Origin of the sequence: Taibaiella koreensis, assembly GCF_003545715.1 — a bacterium.
In the GTDB taxonomy this organism is placed as follows: domain Bacteria; phylum Bacteroidota; class Bacteroidia; order Chitinophagales; family Chitinophagaceae; genus Taibaiella; species Taibaiella koreensis.
The window spans coordinates 605,448-629,234 of sequence record NZ_QVNU01000004.1 but is presented as its reverse complement, the minus strand read 5'-3'; the positions used below and the strand labels follow the sequence as shown (position 1 = coordinate 629,234).

16 protein-coding genes are annotated in these 23,787 nt (G+C 49.7%); 4 read left to right on the top strand and 12 right to left on the bottom strand.

Going from position 1 to position 23,787, the window contains the following annotated elements:
- Positions 1-18: 18 nt before the first annotated feature.
- On the top strand, positions 19-468 hold the full coding sequence (locus DZK30_RS16420; protein ID WP_118975218.1) for a hypothetical protein: 450 nt from the start codon (positions 19-21) through the stop codon (positions 466-468).
- A 473-nt stretch (positions 469-941) separates the two neighbouring features.
- Here the strand turns inward: DZK30_RS16420 and DZK30_RS16415 are convergent, their stop codons facing one another.
- The 3 genes from DZK30_RS16415 to DZK30_RS16405 all read right to left on the bottom strand — a co-directional run bounded on the left by DZK30_RS16415 (position 942) and on the right by DZK30_RS16405 (position 4,749).
- A complete protein-coding gene (locus DZK30_RS16415) occupies positions 942-1,409 on the bottom strand; it encodes a hypothetical protein (protein ID WP_118975217.1) in 468 nt (155 codons plus the stop codon).
- 44 nt (positions 1,410-1,453) lie between these two features.
- Positions 1,454-4,066 (bottom strand): valine--tRNA ligase, encoded by a 2,613-nt coding sequence (locus tag DZK30_RS16410; RefSeq protein WP_118975216.1) that lies wholly within the window; start codon positions 4,064-4,066, stop codon positions 1,454-1,456.
- Between the two features lie 89 nt (positions 4,067-4,155).
- Positions 4,156-4,749, bottom strand: coding sequence for a hypothetical protein (locus DZK30_RS16405; protein WP_118975215.1), 594 nt, complete (start codon positions 4,747-4,749; stop codon positions 4,156-4,158).
- A 111-nt stretch (positions 4,750-4,860) separates the two neighbouring features.
- Between DZK30_RS16405 and DZK30_RS16400 the strand changes: the two genes are divergently transcribed.
- Entirely contained in the window at positions 4,861-5,094 is a 234-nt protein-coding gene (locus tag DZK30_RS16400) for a hypothetical protein (protein WP_118975214.1), read from the top strand.
- Between the two features lie 73 nt (positions 5,095-5,167).
- Here the strand turns inward: DZK30_RS16400 and DZK30_RS16395 are convergent, their stop codons facing one another.
- The 4 genes from DZK30_RS16395 to DZK30_RS25905 all read right to left on the bottom strand — a co-directional run bounded on the left by DZK30_RS16395 (position 5,168) and on the right by DZK30_RS25905 (position 11,725).
- Entirely contained in the window at positions 5,168-7,675 is a 2,508-nt protein-coding gene (locus DZK30_RS16395; protein WP_118975213.1) for a zinc-dependent metalloprotease, read from the bottom strand.
- Positions 7,676-7,766: 91 nt separating this feature from the next.
- The gene (gene gcvP, locus DZK30_RS16390; protein WP_118975212.1) at positions 7,767-10,655 is read right to left on the bottom strand and encodes an aminomethyl-transferring glycine dehydrogenase; all 2,889 of its coding nucleotides are present in this window, start codon (positions 10,653-10,655) and stop codon (positions 7,767-7,769) included.
- 345 nt (positions 10,656-11,000) lie between these two features.
- Positions 11,001-11,291, bottom strand: coding sequence for a class I lanthipeptide (locus DZK30_RS26595; RefSeq protein ID WP_205529469.1), 291 nt, complete (start codon positions 11,289-11,291; stop codon positions 11,001-11,003).
- Between the two features lie 164 nt (positions 11,292-11,455).
- Positions 11,456-11,725: a class I lanthipeptide gene (locus DZK30_RS25905; RefSeq protein ID WP_162903154.1), complete on the bottom strand. Its 270-nt coding sequence runs from the start codon at positions 11,723-11,725 to the stop codon at positions 11,456-11,458.
- Positions 11,726-11,972: 247 nt separating this feature from the next.
- On the opposite strand from DZK30_RS25905, the gene DZK30_RS16385 reads away from it, so the two are divergent.
- On the top strand, positions 11,973-14,402 hold the full coding sequence (locus DZK30_RS16385; protein ID WP_118975211.1) for a TonB-dependent receptor: 2,430 nt from the start codon (positions 11,973-11,975) through the stop codon (positions 14,400-14,402).
- 225 nt (positions 14,403-14,627) lie between these two features.
- On the opposite strand, the gene DZK30_RS16380 is transcribed toward DZK30_RS16385, so the two are convergent.
- From DZK30_RS16380 to DZK30_RS16360, 5 genes are all read right to left on the bottom strand, one after another.
- On the bottom strand, positions 14,628-14,816 hold the full coding sequence (locus DZK30_RS16380; RefSeq protein WP_162903153.1) for a hypothetical protein: 189 nt from the start codon (positions 14,814-14,816) through the stop codon (positions 14,628-14,630).
- A 400-nt stretch (positions 14,817-15,216) separates the two neighbouring features.
- On the bottom strand, positions 15,217-16,395 hold the full coding sequence (locus DZK30_RS16375; protein WP_118975209.1) for a tail fiber domain-containing protein: 1,179 nt from the start codon (positions 16,393-16,395) through the stop codon (positions 15,217-15,219).
- A 25-nt stretch (positions 16,396-16,420) separates the two neighbouring features.
- On the bottom strand, positions 16,421-18,853 hold the full coding sequence (locus DZK30_RS16370) for a C25 family cysteine peptidase (protein ID WP_118975208.1): 2,433 nt from the start codon (positions 18,851-18,853) through the stop codon (positions 16,421-16,423).
- 616 nt (positions 18,854-19,469) lie between these two features.
- Positions 19,470-20,381, bottom strand: a complete 912-nt coding sequence (locus DZK30_RS16365) for a ribonuclease Z (protein ID WP_118975207.1) — start codon at positions 20,379-20,381, stop codon at positions 19,470-19,472.
- A gap of 22 nt (positions 20,382-20,403) precedes the next feature.
- Positions 20,404-20,778: an STAS domain-containing protein gene (locus DZK30_RS16360; protein ID WP_118975206.1), complete on the bottom strand. Its 375-nt coding sequence runs from the start codon at positions 20,776-20,778 to the stop codon at positions 20,404-20,406.
- Between the two features lie 310 nt (positions 20,779-21,088).
- On the opposite strand from DZK30_RS16360, the gene DZK30_RS16355 reads away from it, so the two are divergent.
- On the top strand, positions 21,089-23,644 hold the full coding sequence (locus DZK30_RS16355; protein ID WP_118975205.1) for an ATP-dependent Clp protease ATP-binding subunit: 2,556 nt from the start codon (positions 21,089-21,091) through the stop codon (positions 23,642-23,644).
- The last annotated feature ends 143 nt before the right edge of the window (positions 23,645-23,787 follow it).

The window sequence follows — 23,787 nt, the reverse complement described above, 5'->3', positions numbered from 1 at the left end:
CCAAAAAGCAAACCTGAAATGACAAAGGACCAGCAAAAGAACGAAGACAACCAGCTACACAAGGATAAGGTCGATAGGCGCACGACGCATTTGGATAACGAAGAGATTGAACGTATGCCCGACAGCGGCGACGACTACCGCCTGCCGAGGGACCTGCCCGAACCGGTAGAAGAGCCGGAGTCATACCGTGAAGGCCTGCCGGAAATACAAGAAGAAGATGAGGATGGAGAATTGATTGACGATGACACCGATATTTCCCCTGATGAGATTGCGCTGCTGGAAGAATCGGAGCGGGATACCTCGAGCGACGAATCCAGAGCTTCAGATCTGCTCGACGATACGGATGAAGATGGTGACGAATTGAACGAAGGTCCGGACGAGGACAATGCTTTCGATCTGGGTGAGGACCTTGATATGCCCAATGATGTCAATAACCCCGATATCGACGAAGAGGACGAACGTTTTTAATACCTTACCCATTTTATACCATTAGTGACATTGCTATGTAATGTTTCTAATGGTATTATTGTTTGCAAAATGCCTCCGGCCACATACGTTGTAGAGACGTTGCATGCAACGTCTCTACACAGGCAACGTCTCTACACAAACAATATAATCAACAGCCTGCCTGGCCAAGCAGCCAATAGACGATTACAAAAACAAGTATCGTACCAAGACAACCGCCGCCCCATTTCCAGGCAGCTGCGCCAGCAAGTAATCCTCTGAGCCAATCCATATAAGCGTAGTATTTTAGTTTGAAAGAAAATATTGTATCAAGAACAAAAACCAGAAGCGATAGTTCGGTAAAATGCTGGCAAGAGTGGAAGAAAATAGCTGGGCCGGTTTGTAGGAAGAACAGGCGAACAGATGAAGAAGCGTGGGAGGAAAATATAAATGGAGGTCAAACGACCTCCATTTATATTTATTTTGTAACGATCAGCTTATTCTGTAATGATCAGCGTGATAGGCTCGATGGGAAACCGCGTATGCGATGAGTCGGTATAGGAACCTTTGATATCGAAGAAAAAGGCCGTATCGCCTTGTTTGCTGCGGCTCCTGATCTGGGCGACCCAATCGTCAGTGAGCTTACCACGGGTACTTTCGGTGCCATAATAGTCAGCCATGATACGGGGCCTGCCGGTACTATCTTCATAGACGGCACGCTCGGCATAGGTGAACATAAAGCTAACCACAGGACGCTCATTGTTGGCTGTATCCCTACCCGCAAGCGGATAAGCGATCAGCGAGTCAAACTGCTTTTTGGATATCTTGCCGGTAGCGATCTTTCCACCGGCCAAAAAAGCCTTGCCTTTATACGTTTTTTTACCTGGTTGTGGCTTTTGCGCCGTGCTGGCAACCACGCCCAGGCTGATACCGATAATACCCAATGCAGCTATGTACTTCTTCATAAGGTCATAAAGATAAATAAAATTTACAGTCGCGCTTACCCCCTTTACAGCAAGCTCAGGCTTTCTTCCAGGGTTTTGATCTTCGCTTCGGCATCTGCCTGTTTTTTTCGCTCATTGGCGATCACGTCGGGCTTGGCGTTCTGCACAAATTTTTCGTTGCTCAGTTTTTTATCTACGCTTACGAGGAAGCCTTTCAGGTATTGCAGCTCCTCCTCCATTTTGGTCTTTTGAACGCCGGTATCCACTGCAGCATGACTTTGCAGGTACAGCTTTTCTGTCTGTACCACCAGGGTCATAGCCCCATTCACCGGCGCATTGGTCGCTTCTAGTGTATCGGCATTCACCTGGCGTTGCAATATGTTACCGGCAGCAGTATAAAACATGGTATTGGCCGAATCGACAAAGAGGGAAATCGTATCCTTTGGCTTCAGCTGGTTCTTGTTGCGGGTATCCCTTATCGCTGTGATCAGTTCCTGTAGCAGACGACCTTGCAGCAATACCTGCTCGTTGCGCGCTGCCGCGGCAGGCAACTGCCTTACGATAAGATCGGCCGGCTGCTCGCGCAGCAGGTGAAATACCTCTTCGGTAAGGAAGGGCATAAAGGGATGCAGCAGCTGTAACAAGTCTTCAAATAGCGATAGTGTTTGCTGGTATACTGTAGGATGCATTGGCTCGTTCATGCCGGGCTTCACCCATTCCAGGTACCAGGAGCAGAAATCGTCCCAGATCAGCGAGTAGGTCAGCTTCAGTGCTTCGCTCAGCTTGAAATCGACAAACAAAGTCTCGATCTGTTGCCGCGCTTCGTCGATCCTGGCCTGCATCCAGCCTGTAGCGAAATGATTCAGCGTAGCTGCTTCATCTGTCCGGCTTTCCCACATTTTTACCAGCTTGAGCGCGTTCCATATCTTATTGGAGAAGTTGCGCCCTTGCTCCAGGAAAGCCTCGTCGTACAAGATATCATTACCCGCGGGAGAGGAGATCATTACACTAAAACGCACAATATCGGCGCCATGATCGTCGATCAGCTGCAACAGGTCGGGCGAATTGCCCAACTGCTTGCTCATCTTGCGGCCCTGCTTATCGCGGATCAGCCCGGTGAAATATACCTGGTTAAACGGCTTCTTGCCTTTGAATTCAAAGCCTGCCATTACCATACGCGCAACCCAAAAGAAAATAATGTCGGGAGCAGTAACCAGTGTATTGGTAGGGTAGTAGTAAGCAAGCTCTTTATTGTTACCATCTTCATTCCAGCCGAATACCTCCATTGGCCACAGCCAGGCAGAAAACCAGGTGTCGAGCACATCCGCTTCTTGGCGCAGGTCTTCCATGCTGCCGCCGGGTTGCTGCTGCTGGAATTGTGCCAATGCTTCTGCTGCATTTTCGCCCACATAAATATTGCCCGCTTTATCGTACCAGGCCGGGATACGCTGTCCCCACCAGAGCTGGCGGCTAATGCACCAGTCTTTAATATTGCCCATCCAGTGGCGGTACAGGTTCTTGAACTTCGAAGGGAAAAACCGGATATCATCGTTCATTACCGCTTCCAGGGCCGGTTTCGCCATTTCTTCCATGCTACACCACCACTGCATCGACAGACGGGGCTCGATCACCGCACCGCTCCGTTCCGATACGCCCACCTGGTTGGTATAATCTTCCTGCTTTACAAAATTGCCGGAAGCTTTCAGGTCTTCCACGATCTTCTTACGTACCGCAAAGCGGTCTTCACCAATGTATAGCTGTGCTGCCTCGCTTAAAGTACCATTAGGGTTGAGGGTATCCACGATCTCCAGCTGGTGCTTCTGGCCCAGGTTATAGTCGTTGATATCATGCGCAGGTGTTACTTTCAGCGCGCCGGTACCGAATTCTTTATCGATGTATTCGTCAAATATGATCGGTATCCTGCGGTTGATCAGTGGTACAAAGCAGAATTTGCCCTTCAGGTGGGCATAGCGCTCGTCATCGGGGTGTACACACACAGCCGTATCACCTAGTATCGTCTCCGGACGCACCGTAGCGATAGTGATGTATTCTTCGATGTCGCTATCGATACGGTACTGCACATAAGTGAGCTTAGACTGCGTTTCTTTGTGCAGTACTTCCTCGTCGCTCAGGGCGGTGAGCGCCTGGGGATCCCAGTTGATCATTTTGACGCCGCGATAGATATTGCCTTTACGATGCAATTCCACAAACACCCGCATCACCGCTTTATAATAAGCATCATCCATAGTGAAGTGCGTGCGCTCCCAATCCAGGGAACAGCCCAGCTTTTTGAGCTGCTGCAGGATAATGCCGCCGTACTTCTCTTTCCATTCCCAGGCATATTTCAGGAACTCGTCGCGGCTCAGGGTATTCTTATCAATCCCTTTTTCCCGCAACATACCCACCACTTTGGCTTCGGTAGCGATCGAGGCATGGTCGGTGCCGGGTACCCAGCAGGTGTTGAATCCCTGCATCCTGGCGCGTCGCAGCAAGATGTCCTGCACAGTATTGTTGAGGGCATGGCCCATATGCAACACGCCCGTTACATTGGGCGGCGGCATGACTATAGTATAAGCAGGCCGTTCATCGGGCTCGCTATGAAAATATCCTTTGTCGTTCCAGTAGGTATACCATTTCTGCTCAATGGCCTGCGGTTCGTAGTTCTTGCTCAGTTCCATGTTGAAAATAATGGATGCAAAGGTAGCGATTTGTCGCCAAAAGGGAAAGCAGCCGGGACTTTGCTACATGATAATGAGCTGATATATTTTCAGAACCGGTAACCTGCTTTAAACATCAGCAGGACGAAAGGGACCGTGGTATCGTAATCTTTTTCATCCGTAGCGGTAAAACCCATCTGAAGATCGGCGGCCAGCACCCAATGGCGCTTAATCGTGCAGTTAAGCGAATTGTGGAACAAGAAGCCTGTTCTTACAAAATGGTCCGTCCGTTGCGAATCATAAATAGCGACATGCGTTTGCACCTCGTCTGTCTTACGGGTCAGCAGGTCCAGCGGTATGCCGAAGCCGAAAGCATAACGTACCGGCCCCTTGCTTGAACCAGGATAAAGCTTAAAGCCGAATACCGCTCCGAAACAATTCGTTTTATAATGTTCGGAGTAGGACCACCGGGACTTGCGACGGGTATAGTATACCGGTACGTAAAAGCTGATCCTGTCCATGTCGTCCAGAAAACGCTCGTAGCTGAAACCCAGGCCGGGACCGGTATTGTTGGCCAATGCCGGCATCAGGCAAACAATATTGTCACCGTAATCAGAAGCGGGCTGCGCTTCCTGTCCTCCGGCACGACCGATCCACGCAAAAAGAAGAGGACATAACAATAGCAATGTCGATTTGTAATTCATGGTGTGGTTTTACCAAGATAACGGAACAAAACCTATATAAATTATATCTAGCTGATGTGATGGTGCTTGTTGAACGAATTATCTGTATTTTTGGGTATAAAAAATTACGAGATGAAAAAACTAACCTTATTGCTGGGAGCTACCTTTATCATGGGCGCTACCGCATTTGCGCACGATGGTCATAAAGAAGGTTGCTGCAAGGGAAAGAGCGGGCATTGCACCGGAGAAAAGGCTGCCAAAGAAAAAGGAAGCAATAAAAAGGGAGAGAAAACAGCTACGATCAACGACGCGTCTAAAGCGCCGGTGAAAGAAGCGAAAACAACAAGCGCTCCTAAAAAATCTTAATGATCCGGTAAGCACCGGAGTAAAAAAGCGCAAGAGCCGGAAGCTCTTGCGCTTTTCATTATAGCTTTGACCGTTATTCTCTCACGAGCTTGACTGTATTCCCGGAGCCGTCGGCATAACGCAGCTGCAGGAGATAGATGCCCGTAGCCAGTCCCTTCAGGTCAAGTGTTTTTTCTGTCACTTGCAGGCCTGTATCATGCAGCAATAGCTGTCCGCTAACCGTCGACAGGTTTAGCTGTACTACTGCATTACTTGTTCTTATCGTCACTTTATCCTTTGCCGGGTTGGGAAAAACAGCCACACTGTTCTGTCCATGGCAAGACAGCCGTGTGCTCGCCACAGGGCTGTAAGCAAACGATGCGTCGGCATCCACCATCCGTAGCCTGTAATAATAATCGCCATCCTTAAGTGCCTTGTCCTCGTAACCATAAATGTTACCGTTACCAGAGGAAATGCGTGCTATCATGTCAAACTGAATACCATCGTTGCTACGTTCCAGCTCGAAATGATCGAAGTGACGCTCATTGCTTGTGGTCCATTGCAACGCGATACCACAACCCTTTGGTGATGCTGTAAACGATTGCAGGGTAACCGGCAGCGGCACCACATTGATCGTAATATTGGCCCGGTTTACCTGGAAGAAGACATTGCCGCTGCCTTTTACTTTTACCCTGGCCTTTGTCGATGCGGTAGCAGCAGTGGGAACTGTAATGGCGGCGCCGCCCGTATTGGGCACGGCAGTGGCTAGCGTATAAGGAAAGGTTCTGCCACTATCTACCGACAAAAAGATATCGACATTGGCGGCATTGATAGGTGCGGCCGTTGTATTGGCTACATTCCAGGTTATCGTCTGTGTGGAGCCGGTATTCCAGGTAGCAGCAGTAGCTTGTGAGCTTACCTTGAAGGTATCCGGTCCCAGCGATACCACATTCAGTGTAATGGTATCGGTATCGAAGGAGGCATTGAAGCAGCCCCAGCCCTGATAGATATCGCGGGTGGTGAGGATGAACTTCAGCGTACGGGCAGCGGTAGGCAGGCGCTCTCCTTTATAAAAATAGTTCCCGGCCAGCACATTGTTCATGCTGGGAAGAACCCTGACGGGCGAAGCGGAAGGGTTAAAAGAACGGAAATAGGGCATAGTATTGTCGACTGCATTCCAGGTCTGGCCAAAGCCGCCCAGGTCCCATTCTTCCCAGCAATAATTGAGGGTATCCATGGTAGCATCTGTCACCGCCGGTGCGGTGAGCTCAAAAGGTGTCCACACCGGTATGCTATAGCTTGCGGTAAAATCGGGATATGTATTGGGTATATTGACCGATGCGGTAACCGTAGGGCAAGAGCCGCCTGTAGCGGCATTGCCGATGTAATTAGTAATATTCCTCAGGCTCACGGCATGAAAATAAGCATCGCTATGGGGCTGCAGATCATCGCCGTTGCAGATGCCGGCGTAGGCCATAATGGTCGAGCCGCTGCCCACTTCGAAAGCCATCGTGCTTTCGCCATTACCGCCGCAGTTGCCCTGAGATGAGTTGTAGGTATGGTTGGAGCCAAACTGGTGCCCCATCTCATGCGCCACGAAGTCGATGGCAAAAGGGTCGCCGAAAGGAGACGGCAAACCTGTTTCTCCCTCAGCTTTGGCGCTATTGTTGCACAGAACGCCCAGACCGGCGAGGCCACCACCACCCGTGGTGAACACATGCCCGATGTCGTAGCCCGCGCTGCCGATGCGGCTATCGACGGTCGCCTGATTCTGCGTGAGCAGTGCATTGGGATCATTGTTCGTGTAAGGGTCTGTAGCACCATTAAGAAAGATCAGTGTATCGGTATTACCCACTAAAGTCATGGTTGCAGCGAGCTCACGTTCATACACACCATTTACCCGGTTCATGATAAGCACCATCTGGGCCAGCACGCTGGCTTTGGTAGGTGTGGTTCCGCCTACGGCTGTCGCATACTCGCCGGTACAGGCCAGGGCCAGCCGGTAATTCCGGCGTTGCGTGCCGTAGGTTCGCTGCAGGGCAGTACCTTCCTGCGGGTCCACCGCCGTTCCGGTATCGCCGCCGGTTACACCGCAAGGCATACCCTGGTTTTGTGTATAATCCTTGCGGAAGTAGCACAGGTAATTGCCATCCTCAACATCGCTGTAGGGATCTATGAGATAGGTTTGTGCACCATTGTACACATAAGCATGAAAGCCATCGGGACCCAGGTTAAGCTTGGCCGTTACCCGGCGGTCATCTGTAGCTTCCGCGGTAAAGGTCTTTAGTTCGGGGTATTTTGCAGCCAGGGCAGGCTCCATCATCGGGCTTTGCCATATGCGAAAAGTCCTGCTGCCGCCGTCAGGTGTGGGTAACACAATGGTTGCACCTCTCGCAGGGTCGGTAGACAGCAATAGCAGCTGTTCACGAAGATCAGTGAAGCGCAAGGTATAGGTTTGATAGTGATCCGGCGACAGTCGGCGCATGCCGGCCGGCTTTACGAGATCGGGGTGTACCGGCTGCCAGTATTCCGATATGCCAGCAAACAACGCCTGGGACAAAACGGTAAAGGCTGCAAAAAGCAGGGTAAATTTTCGATGCATACAAAGAGCAGGTTTTATTGGTTGGTATAAAAAAAGCTGATCCCGGTGAAGGATCAGCTCATAAAATTATAAAAAAACTACAAATGAAAAGTTAAGCTTCCATGTACGCTTCTGTAGGCTCGCAGGTACAGATCAGGTTACGGTCGCCGGCTGTGTTGTTTACGCGGGCAACGGAAGGCCAGAACTTGCTGCTTTGTACATAATGCAGCGGGAACGCGGCTGTTTCGCGGCTATAAGCATGGTTCCATTCCGAGCTGATCACAACCTGTTGGGTATGGGGCGCATGCTTGAGCGGATTATCTTTCGCATCGGCGCGGCCTTCTTCGACAGCCCTGATCTCTTCACGTATCGCCAGCAAAGCGTCGCAGAAACGGTCAAGCTCGGCCTTATCTTCACTTTCCGTAGGCTCGATCATTATGGTACCGGCCACGGGAAAACTCATGGTAGGCGCATGGAAGCCATAGTCCATCAGGCGCTTGGCCACATCTTCGGCTTCGATCTCGGCGCTCTTCTTAAACGGACGCAGGTCCACGATAAACTCATGCGCGCAAGTACCGTTTACACCGGAATACAGGATCGGGTAGTCGTTCTGCAGGCGGGCCTTCATATAGTTGGCATTCAGGATCGCATATTCTGTGGCCTGGCGTACACCCACCGGACCCAGCATGCGGATATAGGCATAGCTGATGAGCAAAATGGAAGCCGAGCCGTAAGGCGCAGCCGATACGCCATGCTGCCAGTTATCATTATTATCGGTATCCTTGCCGAACACGTGACCGGGCAGGAAAGGCTTCAGATGCTCTGCTACACAGATGGGACCCATGCCCGGACCACCGCCGCCATGTGGGATAGCGAAAGTCTTGTGCAGGTTCAGGTGGCACACATCGGCGCCGATATAGCCCGGTGCAGTAAGGCCTACCTGGGCGTTCATGTTGGCGCCGTCCATATATACCTGTCCGCCGTTGTCGTGGATAATGGCAATAATATCTTTCACGCTTTCCTCGTAAATACCATAGGTAGAAGGGTAGGTGATCATAATACCGGCCAGGTTGGCGGCGTGCTGCTCGGCCTTGGCCTTCAGGTCTTCCACATCGATATTGCCATTCTCCAGGGCTTTCACTACCACCACCTTATAGCCTACCATTACCGCAGACGCAGGATTGGTGCCGTGCGCCGAAATAGGGATCAGGATCACATTGCGGTGATGATCGCCACGGCTTTCATGGTAGCCCTTGATCGCCAGCAGGCCCGCATACTCACCCGAAGCACCGCTGTTGGGCTGCAGGCTGCAGGCAGCAAAGCCGGTGATTTCGCTCAGGTAAGCCTCCAGTTCGCGTACGATCTGCAGATAACCTTTGGCCTGGTCGGCGGGTGTAAAAGGATGGATCTTGCTCCAGTGGCTCCAGCTCAACGGTATCATTTCCGTAGCAGCATTCAGCTTCATGGTGCAGCTGCCCAGGGATATCATGCTCGTATTCAGGCTCAGGTCCTTGTTCTCCAGGAATTTAATATAGCGCATCATCTGTGTTTCGCTGTGATGCACATTGAACACCTGTTGGGTAAGGAAGGGTGAGGTACGCACCAGCGCCTCGGGTACACCGTCCAGTATATTGTCTTCGTCGGCATCATAGCCTACGGCGCCTTCTACCAGGTTCAGGGCATTAATGATGTCGGCAAGGTCCTGGAAATTGGTGGTCTCGTCCAGCGAGATGCCAATCATATCGCCGCCGGGGAAATAGCGGAAGTTGATATCGGTGGCCAGTGCCTTTTCTTTAATAGCAGCAACTTTATCTGTCCTGATCACTACCGTATCGAAGAAGGAATTGGAAACCAGCTCATGACCTTCGCCCCGGAGCGCGTCGGCCAGCGCCTGCGTCAGTACATTTACCCGCAAGGCTATGTTTTTCAGGCCGTCTGGTCCATGGAATACGGCGTACATAGCCGCCATATTGGCCAGCAAAGCCTGTGCGGTACAGATATTGGAGGTGGCTTTTTCACGCTTGATATGCTGTTCGCGGGTTTGCAACGCCATACGCAGCGCACGGTTGCCCTGCGCATCTATGCTGATGCCGATGATACGGCCCGGGATGGCGCGCTTGAACTCGTCCTTGCAGGAAAAGAAAGCCGCATGCGGACCACCGAAGCCCAGCGGCACGCCGAAACGTTGCGCTACGCCGAAAGCGGCATCGGCACCCAGCTCACCCGGAGGCGTGAGCAAAGTAAGGGCCAGCAGGTCGGTAGCCATACCTACATATGCACCGGCGGCATGTACCTGGTCGATAAAGCTACGGTAATCTTCTACCGATCCCTTATCATTGGGATATTGCACCAGCGCGCCGAAATAGCTGTTGTCGATCGCCGCTGTTTTATAATCGCCAAATACGACTTCAATACTGAGTGGTGTGGCGCGGGTTACGACCACATCTTTGGTCTGTGGGAACAGCTCATTGTCCACGAACAATTTCGGGCGCTCCGGGTTGTCGCTGTTCTTATTCAGCATGTGGAAGAACATGGCCATGGCCTCGGCCGCGGCAGTGGCTTCATCCAGCAATGATGCATTCGCAATAGGCAGTGCTGTAAGGTCGCTCACTACGGTCTGGAAGTTCAGCAGACTTTCCAGGCGCCCCTGGGCGATCTCGGCCTGGTAAGGCGTGTACTGGGTGTACCAACCCGGATTTTCAAAAATATTACGGAGAATAACGCTGGGTGTATGCGTATCGTAGTAGCCTTGGCCGATATAGGTTTTCGCTACTTTATTTCCTAAGGAAATGAGCTTCAGCTGGCGCAGGTACTCCGCCTCACTCACTGCAGCAGGAAGATCCAGGGCCTTCGGCAGGCGTATCGCCTGCGGAACCGTCTTTTGGATCAGTTCATCCAGGCTGTCGATGCCGATGGTATCAAGCATTTCGCGGGTTTCCTGTTCGTCGGGCCCCATATGGCGTTGGAGAAATTCGTGCTGCAATTGAGCAAAGAGATTCATAGAGAATAAATAGATTAGGAAAAGAATGCGCAAAATTAGAACAAAAGCGCAGAATTATGAAATGGTTACGTGTGGACATCAGGGTAAATACAATCCTGCTATTGCTGCAATTTATAATTGCGGTCTCGATCACACTATTGAAGCATCCGCCTATAGCAATACTTCACGAAACGTCATTACAGTAATACTAATACGGTCAGGGCAATGATGATCTGATAGTAATAGCAACAATTGGAACCGTTCGCCGGTGACCTCTTCCGCAACGTCCCGTTCAGGAGCTGATGCGAGGAACAAAAATAAAAAAAGCCCTCCGCGGAGGGCTTTTTTATGAATATCCGATTGGGATTAAGGACAACCTAAGGTTGGAACAGGGCAGGCACCACCGCAGCTTTGCTGCAAGGTGTCGCAGGTTTTGGACGCGGCAACACAGCATACCGGTGTAACAGAATTGACATCCTTGGTCTGACAAAAATGGATATCCCTGGTCTCACAAAAAAGTGGCTCCAGCGTTTCTGCACAGCCAGTTAGTATAAAAGAGCCACCCCTAATTTGACTTGACCGACGCTGATCCAGAGGTGTAACTATTTCCTTAACGAGGTTGAGCTTTTTACGCAACGTTAATTTTGTCTTTTTCACATTTTGTATTTTTTATTTGTTAATAATATCGTTGCCTTTATTACAAAACTTTCTTCAATACTATTTTCTTCGTCGCGAGGTTTCTCCACAGGAATCCTGCGTCCGGAAAAATGGCAGTAAAAAGATCTCCACTTCGGATCTTCCTACTGCCATTACCCGATTGATTAAGGACACCCTAAGGTTGGAACAGGGCAAGCACCACCGCAGCTTTGTTGCAAAGTATCGCAGGTATTGCTTGGACCGACACAGCATACCGGGGCATTTGAAGTAAAACAGGCTGTTGGACAGATGGAGACACAAAGTGTAGGCGTGCAGGAAGCCGGCTGAATGGTAGCGCCACCGGCAATTTGTTCTGCACTGCGTTGGTCCAGTGTTGTAATCGTTTCCTTGACGAGGTTGAGCTTTTTACCCAGTAATAATTTTGTCTTTTTCATTTTTATTTTATTTACATGCAATATTATACTCAATCACTGCAATCTTTTTTCAGTAGAACGACAGCAGGCAGAATTTTTTTCTGCTTGTAACCTTTTGCTCTGCTAACCGATCTACCTTATCTCCCTCGTTTTTCTACCCCCTATTATTTTCGCAGGTTTAAGTTATAAATAATTGTTAAAGCAAGTACTATGTTATAAAAGGTACCTACTTTTGCATTGTAATAGGTAAAAAATAATACTTTACGACATGAAACCACTAACCCACATCACTATTGCAATTTGCTTATTATCAGCTATTAAGGCAAATGCGCAATCCTTAGGAACCATTTCAGGGAAGGTCAGAGAGGAACATAACCAACCGCTGGAAGCCGTAACCGTATCGCTGCTGAAGGCCAGCGACAGCAGCCTGGTCAAGGCTGCCATTACCGATACCTCCGGTGTCTACGAGCTTGAAGGCGAAACAAGCGGGAGCTACCTGCTTAGCTTTTCCAGCATGGGATACCAGAAACAATACCTGGCTCCCTTTACTCCCGATGCCACGCAGGGCTACCAGGCGCCCGAAGTAAAATTGGCGCCGGAAACCCGGGCGATGGAGGGTGTGGTCATCACCTCCCGCAAGCCTATGGTAGAGGTAAAGCCCGGCAAGGTCGTATTCAATGTTGAGGGCAGCATTAATGCTACCGGCAGCAATGCCCTGGAATTGCTGCAAAAAAGTCCCGGCGTTATGGTAGACAATAATGACAACATCAGCATGAAGGGCCGGTCGGGTATAAAAGTATATATCGACGGCAAAATGACACAGCTCGACAGCAAAGGCCTGGCCGATTACCTGAAGAGCATCAACAGCAGCGACGTGGAAGCGATCGAGCTCATCAGCAATCCCGGCGCCAAATTCGATGCCAGCGGCAATGCCGGTATCATCAATATCCGCCTGAAAAAGAACCGGAAGTTTGGGACCAACGGTAGCGTGGAACTAGGCTATATGCAGGGCATTACGCCCAAGGGCAACGGCGCCGTAAGCCTTAACTACCGCGACAAAAAGGTGAATATCTTCAGCAATATCAGCGGCGCTACCGGCCTGTGGGAAAGCAAGCTCGACATTCACCGGCCACAGGGCGGCAGCATCTACGACCAGAAGACTGTGTTGACCCAGGGACGGAAAAATCTGAATCTCAAGGCCGGGGCCGACTATTTTATCGATAATAAGAATACCGTAGGCCTCATGTTTACCGGTGGTCTGGGCGGCGGATCCTTCGATACCGATGGAACCACCGATATTTCTGATGAGGCCTCCGGTGCCTTCCAGAAAAAACTGGTATCCAGCAACCGTGTGCCCATTACCCGCAACAACGGCAATGTGAACCTCAACTACCGTTACGCCAACGATAGCAGCGGAACCACCATCAGCTTCGATGCCGACTACGGCAAGTTTCACAGCACAGGTACCAGCTACCAGCCCAACAATTATTTTGACGCCAACAACAACCTGCTGTATACCATTATCAATGGCAACAAAACACCTACCGATATCGATATCTATACTGCCAAGCTGGACCTGGAGCACAAGCTGGGTAAAGGTACCCTGGGTTATGGCGTCAAAACGGCCTGGGTAAAGACCAGCAATACCTTTGATTTCTTTAAGTACACCGACAACACGCCGGTTAAAGACCTGAGCCAGAGCAACAGCTTCGCCTACAGCGAAAATGTGAACGCCGCTTATGTGAATTATAGCCTCTCGCTGGGCAAGCAATGGAGCCTGCAGGCGGGCTTGCGTATGGAACAGACCAACAGCAAGGGCGAGCTGACCCGCGCCGACGGTACCTTGCAGGATGATAATACGGTGAAACGGAACTATCTGGACTTTTTCCCCAATGCCGTGATCGGGTACACCATCAACGAATCGCACGCCCTTGGTCTTAGCTATACCCGCAGGATCGACCGCCCCAGCTACCAGGATCTGAATCCCTTTGAAAATAAGATCGACCAGATGACCTATGAAAAAGGCAACGCTTTCCTGAGGCCGCAGTATTCCAACAATATCGAGCTCAGCTATACCTACAAGTCCATGCTGAACTTTACCCTGGGCTACAGCCATGCCAAGGATTATGCCACGCAGATCACCGATACTATCAACGGTAACGCCACCTTTATACAGGTACAGAACATTGCCAGCCAGAACATGTATACCTTCGGCATAGGCACGCCTATTCCTATTGCGAAATGGTGGAACGGTTATGTCAACTTCTGGTACAACTACCAGACCATTAAAGGCGATTTCAACCATACCAGCATCGACCTGAAAGGTAGTACCTATGGCCTCTATATGCAGAATACTTTTACGCTGGGCAAGGGTTTCAGCGCCGAAGTGGGCGGCTGGTTCAGCGGAGAGGGTATCGAAGGCACCTGGCAATACAAGCCCATGGGCTCGCTTGATATTGGTGTGCAGAAGCGCTTTCTCAACGAACGTGCGAGTGTAAAGCTGAGCATGTCCGACGTATTGTACACCAACCGGTTCAGGGGTTATAACCGCTACGGCGGCGTAAACCTGGACATCAACCAGCGTAACGAAAACCGTATGGTGCGCCTCAACTTCAGCTATCGCTTTGGCAGCAGCGAGATCAAAGGTGCCCGCCAGCGCAAGACCGCATCGGAAAGCGAAGGAAAGCGGATCAAATAGGCTTTGGATATTAGACGTTAGACGTTAGATATTAGATATTAGATGGTTCTTGAATCTTGGAATTTGCTTCTTGGAATTTGGAACTTGGAACTTGGATATTGAACAATGGAATAAACGTAAGTATGAAAGCGGTATCGAATCTTATTCGATACCGCTTTTTTTGCTGCTTACAGTGGCTTACAAATGCTTACAGTTTACTTTGCAGGCGCATAGCAAAGTCATCCTTTAACGGGTAGGCCTGGCTTGTTTAGGCTGTTTGATAAAGGCCAGGAGCATGAGTCCTATGCCTGTACCCAAACTTAAACCCCTCACCATATCCGGAGCACTTACATATCTGAAAAGGATCAGGCTCGCGGCGCTGATGAATAATCCCAGCGGGATCAGGAAAAAGTATTTTCCGAAATGTTGTTTCATACCATAAAATTCAAAAAATAAATTCCAAATTCCAAATTCCAAAATTCAAATTCCAATACAGTCCCCGGATCCAGGCTACTCACTGCCCATTGCCAACTACCCATTGCCAATTTCAAGCTCCAATACGCACACTTATCTTTTGCGCCCTTTGCGTACTGCTTAGCGATCTTTGCGGTTATTTACCAGGTGGGCAGTTGGCAGTTGGCAATTTCCAAATCTCACTACTCACTACTCACTACTCACTACTCACTACTCACTACTCACTACTCACTACTCACTACTCACTACTCACTACTCACTACTCACTACTCACTACTCACTACTCACTACTCAATACTAAAAAGCAGGCAACGCCGCTAACGACGCTGCCTGCTTTTGAATAATGGAATAGAAAACACCTTTATTTAATCAAGGTCATCCGTTTAACATCCGCTTCCTGGCCATCTACCACAAGGTTATAAATATACATCCCTGCTTTGAGCTCCGATCCATTGATCGATACCTGGCCTTTACCATTGCCTTTAACAGGGTAAGATTTAATCATGTTACCCTGCATGTCAAAAATATGAATAGTGGCCGTCTTTATGTTGCTCGCTACATAGTAAGTGATCTCAGTGGTGGAATTGAAAGGATTGGGGTTGTTCTGGAATAAATAAGAATTTGCTGCTTTGGGATCGGTCATATCTGTACCGTTATTTTCGTTGAACCAGCCGATCATTTTGCCTTCGACGCTGTTCAGCCGGCTTTCCAGCTCTTTTATTTTTGCATTTTGAACCTCGATCAACTCCTCCTGTTCTTTGATGCCTTCGATCATAACGGGGATCAGTCCTATATAATCTACATACAAATAATTGGAAGAATCTTTTTTGACCAGTTCCGGAAATACTTTTTCCACTTCCTGGGCAATCAGGCCCAGCCTTTTGGGCCCGGTTTGATCCTGGTCTTTTTGCATTTGCGCCAGAAGCGCCTTATCCTTACGTTCTTTTTCGGTTCCCATACCGCCTGCCTTTGCCTCTGTATTGCCTGTCTGGCTGCCGCCCGATTTATTGGCTATATTCAAAACATGAGGCAACAGGTTGTAGCTTACGCCGCGTAATTTTTTCAATTGTTCCAGCGCACTGCTTATATTTTCGACATTGGTTTTGAACCGGGCGTCGGAAGCCAGCGCTACGCCATAAGAATATACGTCGCAATTGAAGTGGAAAACATTGCCTTGTGTAATATCGTAATAGCCGATAATGTGATCGGCCTGGCCGCCATAAGTAAGGTAAGTGCCTCTTTTGCCATGTAGCCAGAGTTGATCGGAATCATCGTCGCCATATTCTCCGAGGAATACATTCCAGCCGCCGCTGGGATAAGAGCCAAAATCGCCCAGGGCTACTTTAACTCCCGTACGCAAATCGCCATTGGGTCCGAAAACGTGCATCCGCAGGGCATCCAACGGGTCCTGGGCAATGTTTGCGGGTGTTTCGAGCCCTACTTTTACCTTGCCGGTAGCAGAGGTTACTTTAATCTGGGCGCTTGCAGTGCCTGCGATTAATGTTGAGGCAAGCACTATGGATAAGATGTTTGTTTTCATTTTATTTGAATTTTTTATTGAGTAATTATTTAGCTTCAAATGCGCCGCCGGGTTCTACTTCAAACCCTTTGTCCAGCAGGATAGTGCCTTCGGCGTGAAAAAAGACGTTCCCTGTACTTTTTACTGTTGTTGCTCCTGTAGTATTATTAGGATCAACTGCTTGTCCCGACGAGATATTCTCTGCAGCCACATAAGCGGTGCCGGTAAAGTCGTGATTCTGTACCGCAACATCGCTTTGCCAGAGATAAGGAAGGAAATTGTGCCTGGTGATGCAGACCGCATAAGGGCTGGGCACCCCATTGAACGTATGCGTTGTCGCACCCGAAACCACCTGCTGATAGGTCTGCCCGTTGTCCAGTGCGCTGATGACACAGATCGTGGCATCGGGACCGCCGGTGTTCACTGTAACGCTGGAAGCGCTGCCCTGAACTGAGGCTTTCCCAAATATTTCCGGTTTTCCTGTCCAGAATTCCGTTTCGGGACAACCGATAAGGCTGTGTGCTTTTTTGCACCAGCTGGCTCTGTAAAATAAGCTGTTGGGGAATACGGCTTTGGAAAGACCTTCGGCCACACCTAATTGAGGATAGCCTTGTGCTATCTTTTGAACAAAGCGTTGATAAAGCTCTGTTGAGGTACCCACCCAGCCATCCCTGGTATTGGCCATATAAGCAAAGGCGCCGGCTTTATTGTAGCTGGTAGCAGCCTCGCCCATATGGGGCAGGTTATCAATATTGCCCAGCTCATCATCATAGGGAATGGTTTCGCAGGCGATGGTATAGAAGAGGTAAGGATAATTCTGGTAAGGATGGTTAAGGTGGTTGAAATCATCCAGGTTGTCGAATCCGTTGCCATATTGTGCCGCCGTAGTGCATATGCCTGTAATGGCATCCGTAGAGGTTACATACTGTTTGGGGCATTTATTAAAGTCTGATGCCGATACCGTAATACTCCAGGGACCGCCATGTCCGAACAGGCTCACCAGGCCATAGTGTTTTTCTATTTCCGTTACCACATCAGTACCATTGGGGCCGGTAGGGTTAAGGTTGGAGCCCGGAGGTGGAGCCTCATTCCAGATATTGGTGCTGCCGGAAGGGATAAATGCCAGCTCATTGGCAATAATATTGGCCTCATGGCCATCGAGCAATTCATCATCCTGGTTCATAAAGGCCCGGGTAAGATAATCATTGTCTCCTCTTCCGGGATTGCGCTCGTAACGAATGATCTTGTGGATGTGGTTCCTGGCCTGCAGTTGTGTATGAAATAAGGTCCTGCCAACGAAGATCTCCGGCTGATAATCTACAAGATCTCCAACATCTTCACCATAATAAATATCTCCATCTGCATTCCAGTTGCCATTGAAATCGGTATAATACAGATCGGAAGGGATATGACCATTCAGGTCCGGTGATATGTAGATATTGTTATCGCCCGCACAATACCGCACCGGGATAATGGTGGCATCACCGCCGAGCAAAGCATAAACCGTACCATGCTGATAGGCTTCCGATAAGTACTTACGCAATTTTCCGGCATCGTCGTTGATGTTGGAAACCAGGTCTCCCCCGGCCGAAGCAGGATCGGTAAGGATATCCTTGATATCGACAATGCCGGCATTGAGCCCCTTTCTTCTTTTCCATCCGATCAGTTCTTCAAATGCGGGTGTCAATTCCTTTGAAGTGATGATCACATATTGGTAAAAGGGGACTTGCCAGCTTGTGGGTTTAGGCTGGGTAGTGTTCGGGCCGAAGAGCGCGATATCCTGGGGATTGGCAATTATGCCCCGCAGGGCACGGTCATACATATCCTGGTTGGGAACCGCATCTTTGGCAATGCTATGGATTGCCGGATCTAAGGCAAAATTCTGGCTGACGGAAAAGGTTATGGAGGAATAGAAGACCAGGTTGGCCGCTGCCGGGGCATATTGTACCGGGTAAACCGCTACCGTTACGATATGCTTATCCCCGTCAAAATAACCGTCGCCTATATACTTCACTAATTGGGAAGGATAGGGAGAGGAACCACCATAGATGCTTGGGTCGGGTGGCGCAAAAGGTGGTGGCGGATCGGTTTCCCCTGTTGGTATCGGGTGCTGGGCCGGGTATACCGGGCGGCTTAGTGCAATATTCTGAGGGGTGCTTGTCTGGACCGATATCGTAGAGAAAGTAACATCTCTCGGAACGATGAGCTGTATATACTGTACCGGAAGAGAAGGGCTGCCCACCTGATCTGTATTGCCAAGTCCTTTGTAGTTGACCACGGAATAGACATTGGCATCGGCGCCGGTAATGGTCGTTATTCCCAGGTCGCTCTGGCTGAATGTGAGCGTCTGATTGACGCTTACGGGAGGCTGGGCTCCTGCTTTAGTGAGGGCAAACAGCAATGGTATCAGCAAAATACCCTGCCTGCCTTTTGCTTTGAGAAAACGGAATACGTCTTCTTTACTTCGGAGTAGTGTCATACGGTTTGTTTAAAAGGTTAGTCTTTGGATGGCTAAAAAAATAAATAACGAGCTGGATCCTGAATCAGGATAGAATGATTATTATCTGTAGATAGAAAACCGGTTCTGAATTGCCGTGCGTACTAACCGGATGCCGGCAAAATAGCTGCCGGATTAAGCAAGTACAATCGGTAAGTCCTATGAAGCAGATCTAAGGCCGGTAAGTGTAAGTAGAGGATAAAAATATTGCTGCGCAAATGCCGAAGGCGGATAAAGGGCAGGCCAAGAAGAATAAGCGAAACGCCAATCGGCTTTATCATTGTGCCGTTTTGTGAGTGTTAAAAGTTCAGATTAGTTTAGGACGCTTTGGCTATTTCTTTAATAGGGCCTAAATTAAGGGCTGATTCTCCTTTGCTCCAGCACTTTTTGATAAATGAGATCAAACACTTGATATGTGTGCGATAACAAGTAGAAATATTTAGGATTGGAAGACCTTATGATGCCGTGACAGGCAATAAAGAGGATGGGATAAAATTCAAAATTCAAAATTCACTCCTGGCTGCTCATTGCCAACTGCCAATTGCCAACTAACAAATCTCAATACGCAAATCTCAATACTCACTACCCAATACCCACATCAAATCTCATAGGTCGTACCTTCTATGGTAACCTCCACATCGGGAAAAATAGCGCTGGCTTCCGTATAAAAGGCGGTAAGGTCCTGGTATTTCGATGAAAAATGGCCCAGCAGCAGGCGCCTGGCCCCGGCGGCCTTAGCCAGCTCAGCCGCTTGCGCAGCTGTACTGTGGAAGCGCTCCCGGGCCCGTTCGCGCTGGTCGTCGAGGTAGGTACTTTCGTGGTATACCGCATCGGCACCGGCAATATGATGAAGGAAAGAGTGCGTATAGAGCGTATCGGCGCAATAAGCATAGTGTTTGTCGGGCGGACCGGGTTCCGTTACCTCATCATTGCGGATCAGCAGGCCGTCGCGGCGCAGGTAATCGTCGCCCTGCTTCAGGTAAGGGTAAAAAGCCGCAGGGATTTCCTGCTCGCGGCATTTTTCGGGCAGCAATCGGCGGCCACCGCTTTTGGCCGTAAATACAAAGCCGTGACAGGCTATGCGATGCTCAACCGGGAAGCAATGTACCGCATAATGCTGTGTATCGACCAGCACCCGCGCCATGCCTTCCGTTACCGGGGTAAACACGATGGGGTAGGGCAGCACTGTACCGGCAACTGCCAGCTGCAGATCAACGATCTCTTTCAGCGGAGGCGGTCCGAACAAATGCAGCTCATTGGTACGCCCCACAAGGCCCATACTCGTGAGCAGGCCCATAAGGCCGAAATAGTGATCGCCATGCAAATGGCTGATGAAAATATAGTTGATTCGCCGGCGCCTGATGTTAAACCGCTGCATCTGGCTCTGGGTGCCCTCGCCGCAATCGACCAGGAACTGCTGTTCCCGTATATCGACCACCTGGGCCGTAGGATGCCGGTCGTAAGCCGGCAATGCAGAGTTATTACCGAGAATGGTTACTTTAATATTCATGCGCATTCAATTGGCAGCAACCTCAGGATTCACCCAGCAGGTCGCGCTCCAGTACTTCCATACTGATAATGTCGATCGCCTCCACCAGCGTAGGCGTAATATTGAGACTCAGGTGGTACTGGCCTTTTTTAAGGGTCTGCATTACCACATCTTCGGGTGAGGTGAATACCAGAGAGCCGCCCCGGTTGTAGACGGTATTGTGCAATTCCAGCAGTACATCGCCTGCCGCCATGTCCATATTGCCGATGTGCTGTAAGTCGATCACGAAATTATGACTGCCCGCTTCTGTCGCTTCTCCTACCTTTTGTCGTATTACCTCTGCCAAATTTACACTTAAATCACCCGAATCCGGCGTAATTACAGTGTAAGTTGGTTTGGTATCAATTTTGAATTCCATTTTACTGTTGATTGTTATTGGTATTTTGACTTTTCCGATGATAAAAGGTTCAAATGTAATCTAAAAATGCGGAAATCGGGAAACCGCAGCCCCTCTTCCTTCAGACGAAGTTTCGACGTTCAATAATGATCAATTTTATCTAACTTAGCATTCAATAATAACAACCGTTTGCCGTTTAAAAAGAAAATATCTTTGGGTTATTACCAATGACGGAAAATAACCGCTGCGTAGTTGGCAACAAATCAGTCATTTTTATGTTGGTACGCAGCAGTTATCTTTGAAAGCAAACAATTTAATCTCGATTATCCTCATGGATTCTAATTTCTCACCGAAAGTTAAGGAGATCATTTCTTACAGCCGCGAAGAGGCTTTGCGCCTGGGGAATGACTTCATAGGAACGGAACATTTATTGCTGGGTCTTATCAGGGAAGGAGAAAGCCTCGCTATGCGCATCCTGCAGTCGATGAAGATCGACCTGTTCGATCTGCGCAAAGAAGTGGAAGTGGTGATCAAGGACAAAGGAAGCCGCACCATCGCCAACCTCAACAGCCTGCCCCTGACCCGCCAGGCCGAAAAAGTTATACGCATTACGGTATTGGAAGCCAAAACGCTCAAGAGCCGTACTGTGGAGTCTGAACATTTAATGCTTTCTATTTTGAAAAATAAAGAAAATCCCGCCGCTCAGATCCTGAATCATTATGAGGTGGATTACGATCGCTTCAAAAGCGAACTGAGCATACTCCAGGGCGAAACCCCGGGAGCCGAATATACCAATGATCCCGGCTCCGAAGAGTTTGACGACGAAGAACGCCGTCAATACCAGCAGCGCCAGCGCCAGGGTGGTGCAGCTGCCGGTAACGTAAAATCCAAAACGCCTGTGCTGGACAATTTCGGTCGCGATATTACCCGCATGGCCGAGCTGGGCAACCTGGATCCCATCGTAGGCCGCGAACAGGAAATAGAGCGTGTATCGCAGATCCTGTCGCGCCGTAAAAAGAACAATCCTATCCTCATCGGCGAACCCGGTGTGGGTAAGACGGCCATCGTGGAAGGCCTGGCCTTGCGCATCGTGCAGCGTAAAGTATCACGTATCCTGTTCGACAAACGCGTGATCAGCCTCGACCTGGCTGCGCTGGTAGCCGGCACCAAGTACCGGGGCCAGTTTGAAGAAAGGATGAAAGCCATCATGAATGAGCTGGAAAAGAACCGCGATGTGATTCTGTTCATCGATGAGATCCACACTATTGTAGGTGCCGGTGGCGCTTCTGGTTCGCTCGACGCTTCCAACATCTTCAAGCCGGCATTGAGCCGTGGCGAATTGCAATGTATCGGCGCCTCTACCCTGGACGAGTACCGTATGTACATCGAAAAGGATGGCGCGCTTGACCGCCGCTTCCAGAAAGTGCTGGTAGAGCCGCCCAGCGTGGACGAAGCCATTACCATTCTCAACAACATCCGTCCCAAGTACGAAGAGTTCCACAATGTGACCTATGATAAGGAAGCCGTGGAAGCCTGCGTGAAGTTGAGCGACCGCTATATGACCGACCGCCTGCTGCCCGATAAGGCCATCGACGTAATGGACGAAGTGGGCGCCCGCGTGCACCTCAAAAACATTAATGTCCCCAAAAATATCCTGGACCTGGAAAAAAAGATCGAGGATATTAAACTGGAGAAAAATAAAGTGGTGAAGAGCCAACGCTTTGAAGAAGCCGCTTCCCTGCGCGATAAAGAAAAGCGCCTGGGCGAAGAGTTGGAAAAAGCCAAGAACGAGTGGGAAGAAGAGGTGAAGCATAAACGCTATCCTATTCACGAAGAAGATATCGCCGAGGTAGTGAGCATGATGACCGGCATACCGGTAATGCGTATGGTGGAAGCCGAGAGCGAGAAGCTGCGCCGCATGGGCGACGATCTGCGGGGTATGGTGGTAGGCCAGGACGATGCCATTGCCAAAACCGTAAAAGCCATCCAGCGTAACCGTGTGGGCCTGAAAGATCCTAAAAAGCCGATCGGCTCCTTCATCTTCCTCGGACCTACCGGGGTGGGTAAGACTGAGCTGGCCAAATCGCTGGCCCGCTACCTGTTCGACAGTGAAGATGCCCTTATCCGCGTGGATATGAGCGAATACATGGAGAAATTCTCGCTGAGCCGCCTCATTGGCGCGCCTCCGGGCTATGTAGGTTACGAAGAAGGCGGACAGCTTACCGAAAAAGTACGCCGCAAACCCTACTCCGTAGTGCTGCTCGACGAGATTGAAAAAGCGCATCCCGATATCTTCAATATCCTGCTGCAGGTACTTGACGATGGCCAGCTGACCGATGGCCTGGGTCGTAAGGTGGATTTCAAAAACTCCATCATTATCATGACCTCCAATATCGGCGCCCGCCAGTTGAAAGACTTCGGCGACGGTGTAGGCTTCGCTACCGCAACCAAGATATCCTCTTCCGAAGAGAATAACCGTGCGGTAATCGAAAGGGCCCTGAAACGTACCTTCAGCCCCGAGTTCCTCAACCGTATCGATGATGTGGTTATCTTCAACCAACTGAACGAAGAGCATATCAACGAGATTATCGACATCATTATGAAGGATGTGCTGAAACGGATGAATACTTTGGGCTTTACCCTGGAGCTGACGGCTGAAGCGCGTAAGTTCATTGCCGAGAAAGGCTATGATCAGCAGTTTGGCGCCCGTCCGCTACACAGGGCCATACAGAAATACCTGGAAGACCCGCTGGCCGAAGAAATCCTGAACCACAACATCAAGGAAGGGGATAAAGCGATCGCCGACTACGATAAGGCCCAGGAGAAGATCGTCTTCAGCGTATCCAAAGGCAAAGACAAGAAAGAAAAAACAGAGACGAAAGAGTAAGAATCGTCTCCCATAAAAAGAATAAGCCCGGCGGTGCCGGGCTTATTCTTTTTATGGGAATTCAATGGTTGAAAATCAAAATTCAAAAATCAAAAGGCAAAAATCAAAAAGGCAAAATCCTTTGTCGCTTCGAATTGCAATAC